Origin of the sequence: Photobacterium sp. MCCC 1A19761 (assembly GCF_037389125.1) — a bacterium.
Classification (GTDB): Bacteria; Pseudomonadota; Gammaproteobacteria; order Enterobacterales; family Vibrionaceae; genus Photobacterium.
In genome coordinates this window covers 158,275-175,459 of record NZ_JAZGTF010000002.1, presented here as the reverse complement: position 1 = coordinate 175,459, position 17,185 = coordinate 158,275, and the positions used below count along the sequence as shown (strand labels likewise).

Genomic DNA, 17,185 nt, shown 5'->3' with positions numbered 1-17,185 from the left:
CGATTAGGACTCGCCGAAGGATTTTGCCAACCCTTCCAGCATCTGAACCTTTTGATTCATCAGGCGGGATGAAGCTTCAATCTTCTCCACCTGGATCAGGTTCTCGCTGGAAGATGCTGAGATTTGGGTGATGTTTTGGCAGATATCTTTTGAGACCAACCCTTGCTCTTCAGCCGCCGTGGCGATTTGTGCAGAAATACTGGCGATGTCGTCAATCATGCGAAACACATCGCGGATCCGTTGCGCTGTGGCTTCGGTGTTCTCGACGCACAGGTTGGTTTTCTCTGTGGTTTGTCCGGTTCGGGCTTGCCATTGGTTCAAGGCAACCTGAATTTCCCCAATGCTGACCTGCATTTTTTCGGTGGCACCATGGGTGCGTTGCGACAGTGCCCGGACTTCGTCGGCAACCACCGCAAAACCACGCCCTTGCTCTCCGGCCCGGGCTGCTTCTATGGCTGCGTTGAGTGCCAGCAGGTTGGTTTGCTCGGCAATGCCCTGAATTTCAATCATCATGGTTTCAATTTGCGCGGAAATATTGGCCAGAGAGCGGGCGGTTTCAGCTGATGCCCGGGTTTCTTGTGCCAATTCATGAATTGTGGTCTGGGCCGCATTGAGCGCGCGGGTGGTTTCCTGACACTGATTTTGCGCCGCAGCGACTTTATCGGCGGTGAGCTGGGTATTTTGTGCAATTTCACCCGACACTGTCGTTAGCTGGGTAATGGCGGATGCAATGGTATGGGTGTCCTGATCCTGCTGAGCAATGGAAGCTTTGGTTGAGGATGAAGCGTCCTGCATGGCATCGGCCACATCTTTCAGGGTATGGCCAGTATCTTCGATCCGGCCGAGAACCGTGTGCATTTTGGCCCGATTCAGCTGGAGGTGAAAATCAGCAATGGACGCCTGGGCGTTGCCGCTATAGATGACTCGGGTCAGGCTGTCATACTGACTGGCCAATCGGGCACAGAATTTTGGGGTGATGAACAGCTCCTGACGATAGATCAGGCTGAGAAAACACAACGGGGCCAGGGCGCTGAACGCTCTGATGCTCTCCGGCAGGGAATAACTGGCAGCTAGAGTCAGCAAGGTACACAACAGCGCCAGGGGGAACTTCAGGTTGGCCGAGAGTGAACCGGCTGATGGTTGCTTCTTCTGGTTCAGTTGCTGATACACCGTGGTCGCGGTTTGGATCAGGGCATCACTCGGTTTTCTGCGCACCGATTGATAGCCTGAAATGCGGTTATTGTCATAAATCGGCGTGACATAGGCATCGACCCAGTAATAGCGGCCGTCTTTACAGCGGTTTTTGACCATCCCGCGCCAGGGCTGCTCTGCTTTCAGGTGTTGCCATAAATCGGCGAACGCCTGTGGCGGCATATCCGAATGGCGAATAATGTTGTGGTGCTGGCCAATTAATTCTTCAGCCGAGTAGCCGCTGACCGCGATAAAATCGTCGTTGGCGTAGGTGATTACGCCTTGTAAATTTGTGGTGGTGACCAGTTGGTCGCCCTGGGCGAGTTTAATCTCGTATTGGGTTGCCTGACGTTGATTGTTCATGAAATACCTTTGCCTCAATCGCTATCCATTGACGCGTAACCAATATAATTATTAATAGAGTATGAATGGATGAGGTTAATTGTAACACGATAATTCCCCCAGAGAATGCTGTTGCGGCTAAAGTCGGGAGAGAATTCAATTAGATAGAGGCGACAAGATAGTGTGATGATTGAAGTGGGTTTGAAAAATCAGTGAAATTTATGGCGAAAATGTGTTTAGGCAGATCAATCACGCTACGTATTCACAGCAAAGCCCACACACGGTGGGCTTTGCTCAGGCAGATTGAGGTAGGGAGGCAGCGGTTATGCCGGAACCATCACTTGGGTGGCAAGAATAACCACGACCACGCCGACCAGCACCGGCACGGAGGTGCGTTTGACCACTTCAAACGGCGACAGCTGTGCCATCCCGGAGCAGGCGACCACAACCCCGGAGACCGGCGAAACGGTGCGGCCCAGATTCGATGCTTGCAGCATCGGGATCACCAGATATGCCGGGTTAATCCCCATTTTTGCCGCCAGGCTTGGGATCAGCTCAACAAAGGCATAGAAAGGTGCGTTACCGGAACCGGTGGTAATGGCAGCAATGGTGGTGATCCCGACCAATAGGATCATCAGGAACACGCCGCCGGTTCCGGCCATTTCAGCCAGATGCAGCAGGTTGTCGATAAAGCCGACGGATTTCAGGCCCTGCGCAAATACCCCGGCGGCGATCAGCAGCATCACGACGCCGGAGAAAGCCTCGGCCATGCCGTGATAAGCCGCATCCAGTCCGTCAAAAACAGCATTGGCGCGGCGATGGCGAACGAGTTCAATCAAGGCTGCCAGGAACATGCAGATCACCAGAATCGTGACAATATGCAGCTCGGGCAGCAGTGTCCCGTTAAACAGCAGTACCCCAATGATCGGTGTGAACGGCAGAATGCAGAAGAACTTCGGCGCGTCGACGGTGATTTCTTTGACATCCAGGGTTTCGTGGCTGATGCCTTCTTTCTGATCCAAATGACGTTGCCAGAAGTAATGTGCCAGCGCCATGGCGATAATCGCGACGATGGAAATCGGCAGGGTGGTCTTGAACGCAAAATCAATCAGTTCCATGCCGGAAGACTCGGCGGCAATCACCACATCCCCGGAAGTCGGAGACAGGATAATGGCAGCCGGGGAGGCACAAATCGCCGCGGCCGCGCCACGGCTGATCCCCATGTTCACCATCAGCGGGAACAGGGTCGCCATCAGCAACACTCCAAGACCGGTTGCCGAGGAGACCGCCAGCGACATCAGGCAGGCGACAAAGTAAGCCGCGACCATCAGGACATAAGGGGATTTGATGAATCTCAGTGGCTTGGATGCCATTTTCACGACCATGTCGTTGGCACCAATCTTGGTCATATAGGCGGCAAAACCACACAACACCATGATCATCATGCCCAGGCCACCGGCACGGTACATCAGCAAATATTTAATATATTCAAATACATCCGTGACCGCATTGCCGGTGGATGCGACATCGGCCGGCAGCACGGCCTTGTTCATTGCGGCACTGATGGCCAGCAGTAGAATCCCCCCGGTTAACAGCACGCCAGTGGCCGTATAACCTTTGAATATATACCGGCCGACAATCCCGGCGACGATGAGGCCAATGATGAGTTCCAGCATGAATAATCCCCTTATCAACGTCATACAGTTGGTGAGTTATTGTGCGTTTTCATAAATACTTTAATACGCACTTTGTATGGGGGAATTTACCCGTATTTAACCTGATGCTCGATACATAACTGAAGCTATCATGATCTAAAACAGTATTTTTGTTGGGCTTTGATTGTCTGTGAATTAGGTGAAAACAGCATGGAAAAATGCTGTTTGATGCCTGTAAAGAATTGGCTGTGGCACATGCCGGCCCGTTTAGTGACCATGTTGCTTGACGTACTCCATAAACGCGCGATCGGCCACGGAGAGGTAACCGTTTTTACGCCAGGCCATCGAAATATCCAGGTAAACCGGCTCGGCAAAGGGAATGGGCACCAACCCTGATTCATGCTGGGTGACCATTTCCAGCAGAGCGGTGATCGCGAAATCGTTGCGTACGATTTTCAGGATCATCGGCAGCAGATTCGTTTCAAACGCGATCTTCGGGCGCAGTTGATACTGGTGGCAGACTTCGTCGATAAACTCACGGTGAAAATAGCCGGTTTTGAACATCACCAGTTCTTGCTGAAAGAAAGCGTCGAACGGAATTGTTTTGCGCTTGGCGAAGGGGTGCTCCGGGCTGACAACGGCAACCATTTGCGACCGCAACAAGTGCTCGGTTTCCAGGCTGTCGGGCACCTCGGCATTCTGGATAATGCCGAGGTCGAGCTCGCCGCTGATGAGCATGCGGCGAATGGATTGGGTGCCGGCCTCGACAATGGTGAGTTTCAGGTTCGGATAGCGGCTCTTAAACCCCATCAGGATTTCGGGAAAATAATACGACCCCAGCATACTGGGCAGGCCGAGTCGTACTTCGCCTTTCTCCAGGCCTTTGAGTTCAGCCATCGCAACGTTGGCATCGTTGACCTGTTGCAGGATCAGCTTCGCATGCTCAAGCAGCACCTCGCCTTCATGGGTCAGGGCGACCTTGCGCTCGTTGCGCTGAACCAAGGCCAGATCCAGTTGGTGCTCGAGCTTCTTGATCGCGATGCTCAGTGCTGGTTGAGCGATGTGCAGTTGTTCAGCCGCGCGGGTAAAGTTTTTGGTTTCGGCGAGGGTGACGAAGTAGGTCAGTTGGCGGATATCCATCGGCTATAAATTCTGTTTATCATCTCCATATTTTTAATATATTTTCATTATTGCAGGTGGATTGCTACTGTTTTCACAGTCACTTTAACCAGGCTGCATCGGATGATCGATTTAAAAACCCCTGCGTATCGACGCGCCAGCTTCGCATTGGCTCTCGGCTCTTTCCTGATTTTCTGTAACTTATACCTGTTTCAGCCGATGCTGCCGCTGATGGTAGAAACATTCTCGGCCACAGCCACGGAAGTGAACTGGTTACTCGCCGCCAGTACCCTGGCACTGGCGCTGACGTTGGTGCCGTGGGCGGTGGGCTCGGAAGTGATAGGTCGGCGACAAGTCATGCTGCTCAGCCTGTTTTTGTTACCGGTGGTCGGATTGTTGATGCTGGCTGCGGAGGATCTGGTGTGGCTGAGTATCGGCCGGGCGCTGATGGGCGCTTCGTTGGCCGGATTTGCGGCGGTCGCCGTAGCTTATATGGCGGAAGAGTTTACCCCGCGTGCTTTAGTGGTGGCCGTCGGTGGTTATATTAGTGCGAACTCGCTCGGCGGTATTGTCGGGCGACTGGCGGGTGGATTTGTAGCCGATCACTGGGGCTGGCAAACGGCGGTGATCGGGATGGCCGGATTTAGTTTGCTGGTGGCGGTGATCGTGTGGCGCTTGCTGCCGCCTCAGCAGCATTTTGTCGCCAGCAAAGGGCAACTGGGCATGCATACCCGCAGTGTTTTCCAGCATTTTCGCCAGCCCGTGTTGCGTTATGCGATGCTGATTGGTGGGGTGAATTTTGCCTTGTTTGTGAATTTGTACACCGTCATGGGCTTCCGGTTGGTCGCTGCACCTTACCTGATCCCGGTGAGTTTGGCCTCGATGATCTTTCTCTGTTATCTGGGCGGGAGCGTGACGGCGAAACTGAGCGGTCGGTGGACGCTGTCCTATAACCCGGTGACCGGCATGTTGCTGGGCACCACAATCAGCATGGCCGGCATGTGGGTGGCCGCGTGGGAATCGATCCCGGCGATGTTGACGGGGTTAATGCTGATCAGCTCCGGGGCTTTCTTCACCCATTCGCTGGCGTATGCCTGGGTCAGCCAGAAAGCGACACAAGCGAAGGCCACCGCCACGGCGCTGTATCTGGTGCATTACTATGCCGGGGGGAGCCTGGGCGGCTTCTTCCTGGTGGCGTGCTGGGAATACTGGGGCTGGTCCGGGGTCCTGGCGGGCGGCAGTGTGCTCTATGTGGTGCTCTATCTGCTGGCGTTCCGGTTGATTGGGGTGAGTCAGCATGTCGCGCCCATCGGGGAAGAGACTGTTCATCCGGCGCAGGGCAATTCGCACTCTGCGTGACAGCGCTGTGCTCCGGGCATTGTTACAAACATCAAAACGAACACAAACGCCGCAGCTCAGCTGCGGCGTTTGTGTGGGTGGGGTCGATTAATCGGCCAGAGCCATGGCGAGCAAAGAGACCGGATGCAGGGCTTCCAGACCGGTGTTCTCTTCAATCTGCCATTTGCAGGTTTCGCAATCGGTAACGGCAAAGTCGGCACGTTCCCGTTGGATTTGGTTAAACAGCGGATGACCAATCGCCATCGATGTTTCATAGTTTTCGACTTTATAGCCGTAAGTGCCGGCAAGGCCGCAGCACTGACTGTCGAGTACGACCAGATCCAATCCCGGAATTTGCTTCAACAGCTCAATGGTGTAGAGACTGCCGCCGCTTTTCTCCAGGTGACACGGGGTGTGGTAGACCACCTTTTTGTTGATCGGCTTGAGCTTCGGCAAATTGCCGTTCATGCATTCCTTGAGTAAAAAGCGGGTAACGAACTCAATATGGCTGGCCACCTGACTGTTATCCACTTTCAGCACCTGCGGATATTCATCTTTCAAGGTCAGAGCACAAGTTGATGAGGTCGAAATGATCGGTGCGTCATATTTCTCAACAGCGGCTTGAAAGCTGCTGACGTTCAGTCGGGCGTTTTTTCGCGCCTTGTCGAAAAAGCCGTTGGCAATCAGGGGAACGCCGCAGCATTTTTCTTTGTCGAGTAACTGGACGCCGATGCTCATGGCGTTCATCACCTTCACCAGATCTTTGCCCAGTTGCGGGTAGTTGTAATTGACATAGCAGCCGTGGAAGTAATGCACCTGTCGGGGATAGAGCGCCTGACTGGTACAGTTTTGTTTGTACCAGCGCCGGAACGTGCCATGGGCATATTTCGGCAGGGTCTTGCGCTGGTCGACGCCGATGGTGTGGTGCATGGCTTGTTTCACCGGCTGCAGACCGGTCATGGTGTTGATGATCGGCGCAAACGGTGTGGCCGCAGAACCCATCAGATCGGTGTGGCTCAGCACGAAATCCCGGATGGTTTTAATGCTCAGCGGCTTTTTAGCGTGCTCATCCCGGGCCACAGCGATCAGATCGCCGATTTTCACCCCGGATGGACAGGCAGTTTCGCATCGCTTGCAGTTGGTACACAGCTTGAGGGCTTCGTCGTAAAATTCCGGGCTTTTGATCCGCAGCCGTTCGCCGTCGGGGCCACACTGTTTCGGACCCGGATACTCTGGGTTGGCTTTGGCCACCGGGCAGTACACGGTACACACGGTGCATTTGATGCATTGATCAAAACTGGTGTCTTTGCGCGGCAGGCTCATAGGAAAACCCTCTTTGTTTGTTCGTTTGTTTCGTCGGCTGTGCCTGGATTGGTCCGGATAGCGGCGATCATTTGTTCAGCAGCGAAATAGCCGGTACTGATCGCGACGCCACTGCCGCAGCCTTCGGTGACCGGGTCATAGTGAGCAAGCAGGGCACCGGCACAGTAGAGATTGCCGATGGTCTGGCCGTTGATTGCCGGTTGCAGGTGTTGGTTACACACAACGCCCATTTTCAGATAGGGATGGCTGCCGGGGCCAAAGAACTCCCGCTGATACCAATGGCTGCGATCCGGGATGTCAGCCATCTCCAGCCCGAAAACCGGCTCTTGGATCTGATTGCGATCCGCATGGAGCCCCCGGCTGAAAAAGCTGCCGCTGGCGATCAGAAATTGATTGGCAACCAGCGGCATATCCTGATGATGCTTGGTGTAGATCCGCTGCAGGCGGCCGTCTTTAAACTCGCCTCCGGTGACTTCATCACCTTTGAGCAGGAGTCCGCCCAAAGCCTGGAAGTGTGTTTTCATTGCTTCTTCCAGCCGGATCCCCAGCAGCGACGGCGGCATGGTCGGCAGCTCGCAAATCCGGCAGCCGGTCAGGCCTTCCAGCAGCTTGAGGGTGGCGGCTCCATCGCCGTTGCCGAAAATGGCTGGCAACACCACCAGATCAGCCTGGCCCACTTGCTGGATCAGGGCTTTGGCAAATTCATGCAGCTTGGCGGTGTCCCGTAAGACCCGGGAGATATCAATCGAGCGAAACTCGCACGGGTTGCGCAGCATGGTGTCAAACCCTGGCAGGGTGATGGCGTCGGTATGTATCTCAACGCCATCGAACGCCGGCAGGCGGCGGAGGTTATCGGCTGCCAGTTGCGGCTGAAAATCGCGGAACCCTTCCAGTGTGATCAAGGCGATCCGGCTCAGCCCTTGCGCCGGGGCGGTCAGTGGAAAAGGATGCACCGTTTGCTGTGACAGCCAGGTCGGACGGAAGGTACCCATCGGCGTGAGCCGCAGGTGGTTGCTCATATCCGGCTGCGCTTGTAACTGAACCCCGCAGGTGGCCATCATGGCCTGATACCATTGGAGCGCTTCAAAGACGGTGTCTTTGCCCAGCAAGCTGTACGGGTGGCCCGGACTTTGCTCACGCAAAGCGTCGAAGGCCGCGAACGGCTGGGAGACGCGGGTGCCGTCCGGCAACTGGCTGAGCAGATCGATGGAGCCGGAAGAAAAGTGTAGCGCACTTTGCCCGGCGGCAATCACTGCCGTTTTTAATCCCGCTTCGGCGCAGCGAATGGCACAACTGAGGCCGGCGACACCGCCGCCGATAATGATGCTGTCAAATCTCATGGTGCGACCTCCTCAGTTGAGTGCGGACGGGGACGATTGGCGTTATTGCTGCCGGTATTGCTGTCATTGCTGTGATTGATGCTGTCGTGGTTCGGCGCCGCTTCACCGCAAGTGCCAGTTGCCGAAGGGCGTTCCGGCAAGTCGCTGAGGCCGAACAGCCCCTCATAGATCCAATAGGTAAATTCGCTTTCGCGCAGGGCATCGCCCCAGAACACCGGCTTGATCCCTTTCCAGCGCTCTTCCAGAAACTCATGCAGCAGGTGGCTGGCCTGGTTACCCGAATTCGAGCCGAATTCGGTAAACAGCCCGGCGGCCCGGTAAGCGCAGAGTTCACCCTGGCAAGGGCCCATGCCGACGCGGGTCCGGCGGCGCAGATCAACCAGGTTATGGACATCCAGCGATTTGATGGCGTACTCGACTTCGCCGCAGGTCACCATTTCGCATTCGCAGATCACCGCCTGGCGCTGTTTGTCATTTTTCAGGAACTGTTTCGCCCGTTCGCCGTGGCGATAAATGGCCGACTGATAGACCGGTTTGGCCAGACTGGCCGTCGTTTTCGGTTTGGCCGCCGGTTGTTCCGAACCGGGCAGGGGTTGCAGGTGGGTGGTGCAGGGCTGGGTGTTGCCGAGCTTTTTCGCCACCATATCGGTGGCCCATTCTGCCATCATCCGGTAGGTCATTAGCTTGCCGCCGGTGATGGTGATCAGGCCGTTCATACCGTCACGTTCGGCATGATCGAGCAGCACGATACCCCGGCTGATATTGCGCCCGCTGCTGTCGCCATCGACCGCGACGAGCGGCCGGACCCCGGCATAGGCCCGCAACACCCGGGCATTGGCCATGATCGGCGCGAGTTTGGTGCCTTCTTCCAGCAGAATATCGATTTCTTCGGGCGTGACCTGAAGATTGTCGATGTCGGCGTAATCAATGCGCTCGGATGTAGTGCCGATCAACGAGATGGTATCGCCCGGCACCAGAATATCGGCATCGGACGGTTTCCGGCAGCGGTTGATCACCCGGTTGTTGATCCGGTAGTCGAGGATCAGCAGCGATCCTTTGGCCGGGAACATCTTGAGCGACAAATCGCCGTATTCGCAGATCTGTTGTCCCCAGATCCCGGCGGCGTTGATCACCTGCTTGGCGTAGATCGCAATATGCTCTCCGGTACGCAGGTTGAGGCAATTGACCCCTTTGACGGTATCACCGTCGCGGATCAGGCCGGTGACCTGAGTGTGGTTCATCAGGCGCGCCCCGTGCTCGGTGGCATCGAGCATGTTGGCGGCGGCCAGACGAAATGGGTCCAGCGTGCCGTCCGGTACTTTGACCGCACCAATCAGCGCCGGATTACAATTGGGTTCCAGCGCCAGCGCCTGTTCCGGATCGAGTTGTTCGACATCGATGTCCGCTTGTCGGCAGGCTGTGATGAACTGTGCCTGGAAATCCAGATCGTCTTCCGGCAATGAAATGAACAGCCCCTGAGTGTCTTCGACACAGTGGCGGGCGATTTTTTTCAGGATCCGGTTTTCCTGAATGCACTCACGGGCCGATTCCTGATCGGTGACCGCATAGCGAGCACCGGAGTGCAGCAGGCCGTGATTGCGTCCGGTGGTGCCGGACGCCAGGTCATCTCGTTCAATGAGGATGCAGCGGATCCCGCGCAGGGCACAGTCGCGCATGATCCCGGTTCCGGTGGCACCGCCGCCGATAATTACAACTTCCGTTTCAAACCAACTTGTCATGTTCGTATTCGCTTATTTATTGTCTATGACCGAGGAATGAGTTTGATTCCTTGTTTTATGGGCCCAATATGACACGAAAAGTAAGGGAATTATTTGATCTGAACCATATGGTGAGCGAACGAAGGTTGTTATCGCGTAATTTTGATGCGCAGATAACAAAAAAGCGCCCAAGGGCGCTGTTTTGAACGATGAAGATGTTCGTTGTGGATCAGGCCATAGCTCGTCGACGCTCATCCCCGAGGTACAGGTGCCCGACGTGATGGAATCGGCAGCAGTCGCGGCCGGAATCTTTACATTCATACAGCGCGCGGTCGGCACGCTCGATCAGGGACGAGAGGGTATCGCTCCCCGAGTTGGTGGCGATGCCGATACTGGTGGTAATTTTGAGTGTGGAGTCGTCGTAGCCTGAGGGCAATTCCAGCTGGCGAATCGAAGTGAGCATGCGTTCGGCAATTTTCTCAGCCATCTCGCCGTTACAGCGCGGCAGAAAGAGAATGAATTCTTCCCCGCCATAACGACCGAACAGGTCCGTTTTCCGGATCTGCGTTTGCATGAAATCGGCAAAACCGCGCAGGACTTTATCGCCGGCGCTGTGGCCCCAGGTATCATTAATCCGTTTAAACCGATCAATATCGAACAACAGGATAGAGAAGGGCGCATCTTTGGCTTCGCAGGATTTTAATGATTTCTGTGCCAGCTGCAGCAGCATCCGGCGGTTGTATATCCCGGTCAGCGGGTCAAGCGTCGCCTGTCGGTAAAGACGCATCAGCATATAGAGCTTGGACAGCTGGGACCAAATCACCATCAGGGCGAGGACATTCTGCAACCAGAGATCGGCGATATGCTCCGGAGTAAACAGGCGCTCGGTCTGGAATCCGACGTAAATCTGGGTGATTGCCGTCATCGCCAGCAGGCCCAGACTTTCCTTGAGGGTTACCGGCAAAATGGTCAGGATGGCGACGTGAAGGATGGGTAATAAGGTATAGCCATACTCAAATCCGCTGGAGACCTCCGGATAATTCAGGATCTGCATGGTGTAGAGATAAAACACGTTCAGCCCGAAGACCATCAGGGCCATGCACCATTGGGCTTTGTGGAGCGAAGTTTGTCGGTTATTCACCTTGGCAATGGTAAACAGGAACAACCCGAGGACAACGCGGGCGATGGCGGCTGGTACACCTTGGTGTTCGGGCAGGAAAAACAGGTCGAACGGCGCCCAAAGAACAATGAGTACTCCCCAGACCATGCACAACATCGAGACACGGTTACGTAAGTAACCACTACGGGTATGTTGGAAGCTGGCACTGTGGGCGCTGGCGCTCCAGAGATCCGGAACGTAAAGTTTCAGTGTCTTAATCAGTTGCTCTTGATTCTCTTGCATTCCTTTCGCCGGCTTGGTTGCTGTCGCCCCGATTGGCACCGGGTGACGGCACTTGATGACAGAGGTTATGAGTTATCTGGATGATTTTACTTTGAAAAACAACACAATTTGTCCGTGTTTATCTGGGTAATTATTCTACAGCTTGGGTTTGTAAACCGTGATACTGATCCAGATTAAAGGTGGTTTTTCTGTGCACCAGCTCGAGGATTTACGAATCCGAAAGCGGTATGAGAAAGATGCGCGATTATGCAAAATCGAAGGGAACTTGTTATGATGGCGGCCGGTTTTTCATAGTGCTGATTCCTTCATGTTTACAGGTTATTTAACATTTCTGGTGCCTGCGTTACTCGGGGCGCAATTCATTCTGACGCTGGTGCTGACCAAAGGTGAAATTTGCCCGGGCCAGCGTGGTCGGGTTCACAAAACGTTACCGGTACTGCTGGTGGGGTGGCTGCTGGCCGTTGCGAGCCATCCTATCGCTATTTTGCCGCTGCTGACACTGAGCTACTTCACGTTCCAGGTGAAAACCGGTAAAACCCGGGATGCGGGTCCGTTGAAGGTTTTATATGCTGCCGATGTGCTGGCGGTCCTGAGCTGGCTCTGGTTGTTGCCTTCGATGGATGTACCGGAAATGATGCTCAGCCTGATGGCAGTTCCGCTGTTCGGTGCTTCCCTGGCGCATTTGCTGCTGACCCAGGCCCGGACCCGGTTGCAGGCGTTTCACCGGATCCTGCCGTTTACCGGTTTTGTCAGCGCAATGCTGAGTATCCTGACGATGCTGTGGGCATTGTCCGGGCTGGATGAGACGCAGTTGGATCTTCTGGTGAACAATGTGATTGGCGCGCTGGTGCTGCTGGTGTTGTCACTGCTGGTCTGGGCCGGGCATCTCTTGCTGACCAAAACGGTCAATCGCTGGCAACTGCTGGCGGCCTCACTGCTGTTGGCTGCTTCCGGTAGTTTGCAGCTGGCATTTATTTAGCCGTGAATACAACACCCGATTCGATGAACATGAGCGCCAGATGGCGCTCATGTTGTATTTGAAGTTGTATGTTTCAGGATCTGCACCCGTGCTTTCTCTGTTGTTAGGGAACGCGGCAGGTTTTGTGACCAGGCCAGCAACAGCAACAATGACTATGCTTACTGAGAGTCACTGAAGTCGTTTCGGTCAGGGGGAAGCATGGAAATTACAAACTTGTTGAAGATGGATGGCAATATCGTGCTGGGTATTGTCAATGAGAAGCTGCGGCTGGAATGCTCGTCGATTGATGACCTGGTCAGCCGTTATGAACTGGATTACGACGAGTTAAACGACAAGATGGAATCATTGGGCTTTCGCTATGATCCCATCTCGAATCAGTATAAATAAGTCCAGTTTGCTGAACCCGGCTGATGAAATCGACCATTGACTGAATCAGCTGGCATCTCTGAGAGATAAAGCGGCTCGGGCGCGGAGGCCATTAAGCCGCTTTAATTCCTTCCAAATGTGTCTGGCATTGTTGTTTTGCGGTGGCAAAGAATGCCTGCAAATAATGTCGGTCCCGCTCGGAGGCGCGAATGGCAGCGAATAAGCGCCGCCACAGGCCGTCACCGAGCGGTTTGCTGACCACCAGTCCCTGACGGGCAAAGTCATAAATCGCCCAGTTGGGCAGGGCAGCGACGCCGAGCCCGGCGGAAACCATTTGCACCAGCATCAGGGTATTATCTGCCTGCTTCCAGTGACTCGGCTCAACGTCGGCTGGCTGGAGGAAATGTTTGACCACATCTAACCGTCCCTTCTGAACCGGATAGCTCAGCATAGTTTGATCGGCCAGATCCTGCGGGGAAATAAACGGCTTGTCTGCCAGCGGAGACTGGGGAGAGACAACCAGCCGCATTTCAAAATCAAACAATGGCTCGAAGTGAACCTCACTGCGTGGCTGAATATCTGAGGTGATCACCAGATCCAGCTCGCCGGCACCCAAAGCGGGCAGGGGCTCAAAGCCGAAGCCGGAGGAGAAATCCAGGGTGACGCTCGGCCAGTGGATCTGATATTCCTTCAGGGCCGGCATCAGCCATTGAAAACAGGAGTGGCATTCGATTGCCATATGCAGCCGACCGTTGATGTCTTCTTTCAGGCTGGCCAGTTCATGCTCGGCTTTGGCAATCCTGGGGATTAATTCGTCCGCCAGGCGCAATAGAATTTCACCTTCCGCAGTAAATTTCACCGGCCGGGTTTTCCGTAAGAATAACTGTCCGCCCAACCGCTGCTCCAGATCTTTGAGCTGGTGAGACAGCGCAGACTGGGTCAGGCAGAGGGTCGTGGCGGTTGCCGTCAGAGAGCCGGTGTCTCGCAGTACCGAGAGTGTTCTGAGATGTTTAACTTCAATCATGGTTTTTGCTTACCGTCCCTGTTGCAAGTGCTTTATCCGTGCTGGGTTTGCTGTTCAACCTCATTCGTCCCGGATAAGAGAGAGGTTCACTGTACCGCTAAAAATTGGATGTGTAAACATCTGGACGTCTAAACGTATGAATTTAATATGAAAGATGATCAGTATTAAATTTCTTCATGATCAGGTTGAATTTTAAGACATTGTTCATCAAACGCCGTTCAGCCATTGTGAAGTTATCGATACGGAACCGCATTCATAAGGTAATGATGATGACAACAACACAAACAACGCCGAAAACAACGACTCATATTCTTGGCTACCCACGCGTGGGGAGCCAGCGTGAACTGAAATTTGCGCAGGAAAAATACTGGCGTGGCGACATTAGCCAGCAAGAACTGAAAGAGGTGGGGAGCCTGCTGCGTCACCGTCACTGGGGCGATCAGGTCGGTGCTGGGCTGGACTATGTTTCAGTGGGTGACTTCGCCTGGTATGACCATGTTCTGGGAACCAGCATGCTGCTGGGCCATATCCCGCAGCGCCACAATCACGGCCATCCGGATCTCGATACCCTGTTCCGCGTGGCACGCGGTAAAGCACCGACCGGCTGTGCTTGCGCGGCGTCGGACATGACCAAGTGGTTTAATACCAACTATCACTATATTGTTCCGGAATTTACCAAAGACGATACGTTTAACGTCAGCTGGACCCAACTGTTTGAAGAAGTTGTGGAAGCACAAAAAGCCGGCCATGCCGTGAAACCTGTGCTGTTGGGGCCGGTGTCTTACCTGTGGCTGGGCAAAGAGAAAGAAGCTGATTTTGACCGCCTGTCCCTGTTGCCGCGCCTGTTGACCGCTTATCAGCAGATCCTGAATAAACTGGCGGCTCTGGGCGTTGAGTGGGTGCAGATTGACGAACCGGTACTGGCGCTGGAACTGCCTCAGGCGTGGGCGGATTCATTCAAGTTGGCGTATCAGGTGCTGAACGGCAGTACCAAGCTGCTGCTGACGACGTACTTTGACAACATCACTCATCATCTCGATAAAATCGTTGAACTGAAAGTGGATGGCCTGCATATCGACCTGTCGGCCTCGCCGGAGCAGTTGAACGACGTCGTGGCTGCGATCCCGGCCCATTGGGTGTTGTCTGCCGGTGTTGTGAACGGTCGCAACGTGTGGCGGGCCGATCTGGCTCAGCAACTCTCCATCCTAGCCCCGGTGAAAGCGCAATTGGGCGAGCGCTTGTGGCTGGCCAGCTCCTGTTCGCTCTTGCACAGCCCGATTGACCTCGACCTGGAAACCGAACTCAACCCGGAAGTCCGTCAGTGGCTGGCGTTTGCCAAGCAAAAATGTCGTGAAGTGACCCTGCTGGCCCAGGCGCTTGACGGTAGTGATGTCGCGGTGCAGGAATGTCAGCACTACAGCGCGCCGATCCAGGCCCGTGCGACCAGTGAATTGGTTAATAATCCGCAAGTCCGTCAGCGTACTCAGGCGATCACCCCGGCCCTGGCAGAGCGTAAAGCACCGTATGCAGAGCGTGCCCGCCAACAGCGTGCTGCCCTGAACTTGCCATTGTTGCCGACCACAACCATTGGCTCGTTCCCGCAGACCGATGAAATTCGGGTGCAGCGCCGTGACTTCAAAGCCGGTCGTCTGTCTGAAGCCGATTACAACACGGCGCTGAAAGGGCACATTGCCGATGCCATCGCACGTCAGCAGAAGCTGGATCTGGATGTGCTGGTTCACGGTGAGGCTGAGCGAAACGACATGGTCGAATACTTCGCCGAGCTGCTGGAAGGCTTTGCTGTCACCCGCTTTGGCTGGGTTCAAAGCTACGGCTCACGCTGTGTGAAACCAGCGGTGATTGTGTCGGATATTTACCGTGCCAAGCCAATGACGGTTGAGTGGATCACCTATGCACAGTCGCTGACCGACAAACTGGTGAAAGGCATGCTGACCGGACCGGTCACGATTCTTGGCTGGACCTTCCCGCGTGAAGACTTGAGCCGTGAAGCCATCGCCAACCAGATTGCTTTGGCCTTGCGCGACGAGGTGGCTGATCTTCAGGCGGCCGGGATTCAAGTGATTCAAATCGATGAGCCGGCGATCCGTGAAGGGCTGCCGCTGAAAGCCTCGCAATGGCAGACGTATCTGGACTGGGCGGTGAATGCATTCAAGATCTCTGCGGCCAGCGCAGAGCCGGAAACTCAGATCCACACCCATATGTGTTACAGCGAGTTCAACGATATTATCAAGTCGGTGGCAGCCCTGGATGCTGATGTGATCACCATTGAAACCTCGCGCTCGGATATGGAGTTGCTGAAAGCCTTTGAAGCCTTCGATTATCCGAATGAAATTGGTCCGGGTGTGTATGACATCCACTCGCCAAATATTCCGGAGGTCGCGCAGGTAACGCAACTGGTCGAGAAAGCAGAAGCGCTGATCCCGGCAGAAAGACTGTGGATTAACCCGGACTGTGGTCTGAAAACCCGAAACTGGGAAGAAACTGAAGCAGCACTGCACAACATGGTCACTGCGGCCAAGGCACTGCGTGAACAGTGGCAGGCGAAAGTCAGCTAAGCGGGTTGTTCATCCCAATATCAACCGATAAAAAAGAGCGCTTCGGCGCTCTTTTTGTTTGCTTTAATCCGTTCAGCATCGGATTCGCTGAGATAGCGAATCCACTTTCAGACTGAATCCATCCAGGCATTGACCTGTTTCGGACCATGCCGAACCGGGACGCAACCGGTGCCGTTCCGACCGGGCTTACTGGTTATCCTGACGTTTGAAGATCAGGGTGTGCTCAGGGTTGCTCAGCACCAGTTCATTCCCCACAATGCTGGCCTGGCTCCAGTCCATCAGCGTGCTGCTCATCAGTTGTTCCATTTCCATCGCCGGTGCCGGGCAGGCCATCATGGTCATGCCCATTTTCTCAATGCGCAGCTTGCCCGCTTTCAGTTCGGCCTGACCAAAATAGCGGTTACAGCCGGAGTGGCCGTTGGCAGCCATATCCGGATCAAATTGCAGTGTTGGGGCGGAGAAAGGTTCCGGGAGCGAAACGGGGGAGCTGTCGACTTTGGTCAGCACCCAGTTGTGGGTGGCCAGATCCGTTTCAGCGATCATTTTCGGTGGTGTCGGCTTGTCGGCGGCACACGCCGAGAGCAGGGTGGTAATGGCGAGAGCCGTCAGTAAGCGCTTTTTCATGATTCATTCCCCAACGGATGAAGGATAATTTCGGATAAATTGTTGCTATTTTTCAAGGTGCTGTCGCTATTATTTTCAAGGTGCAGTTGCTATTGAGTATAGTGACCGGAGCCCGGAACGTCTGGTTATCATGCCCGGTTCTGCTTGAACCGAACATGAACAGGCGGTTGCCGGGCCACTCCGGTGAG

Annotated in this window: 13 protein-coding genes; 4 read left to right on the top strand and 9 right to left on the bottom strand. The window is 54.7% G+C overall.

Annotated elements, in window-relative coordinates; genetic code table 11:
- Positions 1-3: 3 nt before the first annotated feature.
- From VV869_RS03465 to VV869_RS03455, 3 genes are all read right to left on the bottom strand, one after another.
- Complete coding sequence (locus tag VV869_RS03465) at positions 4-1,554, bottom strand: methyl-accepting chemotaxis protein (protein WP_337733597.1); 1,551 nt, start codon at positions 1,552-1,554, stop codon at positions 4-6.
- 302 nt (positions 1,555-1,856) lie between these two features.
- Positions 1,857-3,209, bottom strand: coding sequence for an anaerobic C4-dicarboxylate transporter DcuC (gene dcuC / locus VV869_RS03460; RefSeq protein WP_337733596.1), 1,353 nt, complete (start codon positions 3,207-3,209; stop codon positions 1,857-1,859).
- 246 nt (positions 3,210-3,455) lie between these two features.
- Complete coding sequence (locus VV869_RS03455; protein ID WP_337733595.1) at positions 3,456-4,328, bottom strand: LysR family transcriptional regulator; 873 nt, start codon at positions 4,326-4,328, stop codon at positions 3,456-3,458.
- Between the two features lie 102 nt (positions 4,329-4,430).
- Between VV869_RS03455 and VV869_RS03450 the strand changes: the two genes are divergently transcribed.
- Positions 4,431-5,666, top strand: coding sequence for an MFS transporter (locus VV869_RS03450; RefSeq protein WP_337733594.1), 1,236 nt, complete (start codon positions 4,431-4,433; stop codon positions 5,664-5,666).
- Between the two features lie 87 nt (positions 5,667-5,753).
- Here the strand turns inward: VV869_RS03450 and glpC are convergent, their stop codons facing one another.
- From glpC to VV869_RS03430, 4 genes are all read right to left on the bottom strand, one after another.
- Positions 5,754-6,968, bottom strand: coding sequence for an anaerobic glycerol-3-phosphate dehydrogenase subunit GlpC (gene glpC, locus VV869_RS03445; RefSeq protein WP_337733593.1), 1,215 nt, complete (start codon positions 6,966-6,968; stop codon positions 5,754-5,756).
- Entirely contained in the window at positions 6,965-8,308 is a 1,344-nt protein-coding gene (gene glpB, locus VV869_RS03440) for a glycerol-3-phosphate dehydrogenase subunit GlpB (RefSeq protein WP_337733592.1), read from the bottom strand. Before glpB ends, glpC begins: the two co-directional genes overlap by 4 nt.
- Positions 8,305-10,047, bottom strand: coding sequence for an anaerobic glycerol-3-phosphate dehydrogenase subunit A (gene glpA / locus VV869_RS03435; protein WP_337733591.1), 1,743 nt, complete (start codon positions 10,045-10,047; stop codon positions 8,305-8,307). The genes glpB and glpA overlap by 4 nt, the downstream gene beginning before the upstream one ends.
- Before the next feature lie 208 nt (positions 10,048-10,255).
- Positions 10,256-11,428, bottom strand: a complete 1,173-nt coding sequence (locus VV869_RS03430; RefSeq protein ID WP_337733590.1) for a GGDEF domain-containing protein — start codon at positions 11,426-11,428, stop codon at positions 10,256-10,258.
- A gap of 307 nt (positions 11,429-11,735) precedes the next feature.
- On the opposite strand from VV869_RS03430, the gene VV869_RS03425 reads away from it, so the two are divergent.
- Positions 11,736-12,407: a hypothetical protein gene (locus VV869_RS03425; protein ID WP_337733589.1), complete on the top strand. Its 672-nt coding sequence runs from the start codon at positions 11,736-11,738 to the stop codon at positions 12,405-12,407.
- 198 nt (positions 12,408-12,605) lie between these two features.
- Positions 12,606-12,794 (top strand): DUF4250 domain-containing protein, encoded by a 189-nt coding sequence (locus VV869_RS03420; protein WP_261600220.1) that lies wholly within the window; start codon positions 12,606-12,608, stop codon positions 12,792-12,794.
- 91 nt (positions 12,795-12,885) lie between these two features.
- Here VV869_RS03420 and metR read toward each other — a convergent pair whose 3' ends face one another.
- Positions 12,886-13,797: an HTH-type transcriptional regulator MetR gene (gene metR, locus VV869_RS03415; RefSeq protein WP_337733588.1), complete on the bottom strand. Its 912-nt coding sequence runs from the start codon at positions 13,795-13,797 to the stop codon at positions 12,886-12,888.
- Positions 13,798-14,066: 269 nt separating this feature from the next.
- Here metR and metE point away from each other — a divergent pair, with 269 nt between their 5' ends.
- Entirely contained in the window at positions 14,067-16,373 is a 2,307-nt protein-coding gene (gene metE / locus VV869_RS03410; protein ID WP_337733587.1) for a 5-methyltetrahydropteroyltriglutamate--homocysteine S-methyltransferase, read from the top strand.
- Positions 16,374-16,559: 186 nt separating this feature from the next.
- Here the strand turns inward: metE and VV869_RS03405 are convergent, their stop codons facing one another.
- The gene (locus VV869_RS03405; RefSeq protein WP_337733586.1) at positions 16,560-16,997 is read right to left on the bottom strand and encodes an META domain-containing protein; all 438 of its coding nucleotides are present in this window, start codon (positions 16,995-16,997) and stop codon (positions 16,560-16,562) included.
- Between the last annotated feature and the right edge of the window lie 188 nt (positions 16,998-17,185).

Excerpts from the sequence above, each read along its gene's own strand:
- VV869_RS03465 (WP_337733597.1), bottom strand. The coding sequence starts at position 1,554 with ATGAACAATCAACGTCAGGCAACCCAATACGAGATTAAACTCGCCCAG.
- dcuC (WP_337733596.1), bottom strand. The coding sequence starts at position 3,209 with ATGCTGGAACTCATCATTGGCCTCATCGTCGCCGGGATTGTCGGCCGG.
- VV869_RS03455 (WP_337733595.1), bottom strand. The coding sequence starts at position 4,328 with ATGGATATCCGCCAACTGACCTACTTCGTCACCCTCGCCGAAACCAAA.
- VV869_RS03450 (WP_337733594.1), top strand. The coding sequence starts at position 4,431 with ATGATCGATTTAAAAACCCCTGCGTATCGACGCGCCAGCTTCGCATTG.
- glpC (WP_337733593.1), bottom strand. The coding sequence starts at position 6,968 with ATGAGCCTGCCGCGCAAAGACACCAGTTTTGATCAATGCATCAAATGC.
- glpB (WP_337733592.1), bottom strand. The coding sequence starts at position 8,308 with ATGAGATTTGACAGCATCATTATCGGCGGCGGTGTCGCCGGCCTCAGT.
- glpA (WP_337733591.1), bottom strand. The coding sequence starts at position 10,047 with ATGACAAGTTGGTTTGAAACGGAAGTTGTAATTATCGGCGGCGGTGCC.
- VV869_RS03430 (WP_337733590.1), bottom strand. The coding sequence starts at position 11,428 with ATGCAAGAGAATCAAGAGCAACTGATTAAGACACTGAAACTTTACGTT.
- VV869_RS03425 (WP_337733589.1), top strand. The coding sequence starts at position 11,736 with ATGTTTACAGGTTATTTAACATTTCTGGTGCCTGCGTTACTCGGGGCG.
- VV869_RS03420 (WP_261600220.1), top strand. The coding sequence starts at position 12,606 with ATGGAAATTACAAACTTGTTGAAGATGGATGGCAATATCGTGCTGGGT.
- metR (WP_337733588.1), bottom strand. The coding sequence starts at position 13,797 with ATGATTGAAGTTAAACATCTCAGAACACTCTCGGTACTGCGAGACACC.
- metE (WP_337733587.1), top strand. The coding sequence starts at position 14,067 with ATGACAACAACACAAACAACGCCGAAAACAACGACTCATATTCTTGGC.
- VV869_RS03405 (WP_337733586.1), bottom strand. The coding sequence starts at position 16,997 with ATGAAAAAGCGCTTACTGACGGCTCTCGCCATTACCACCCTGCTCTCG.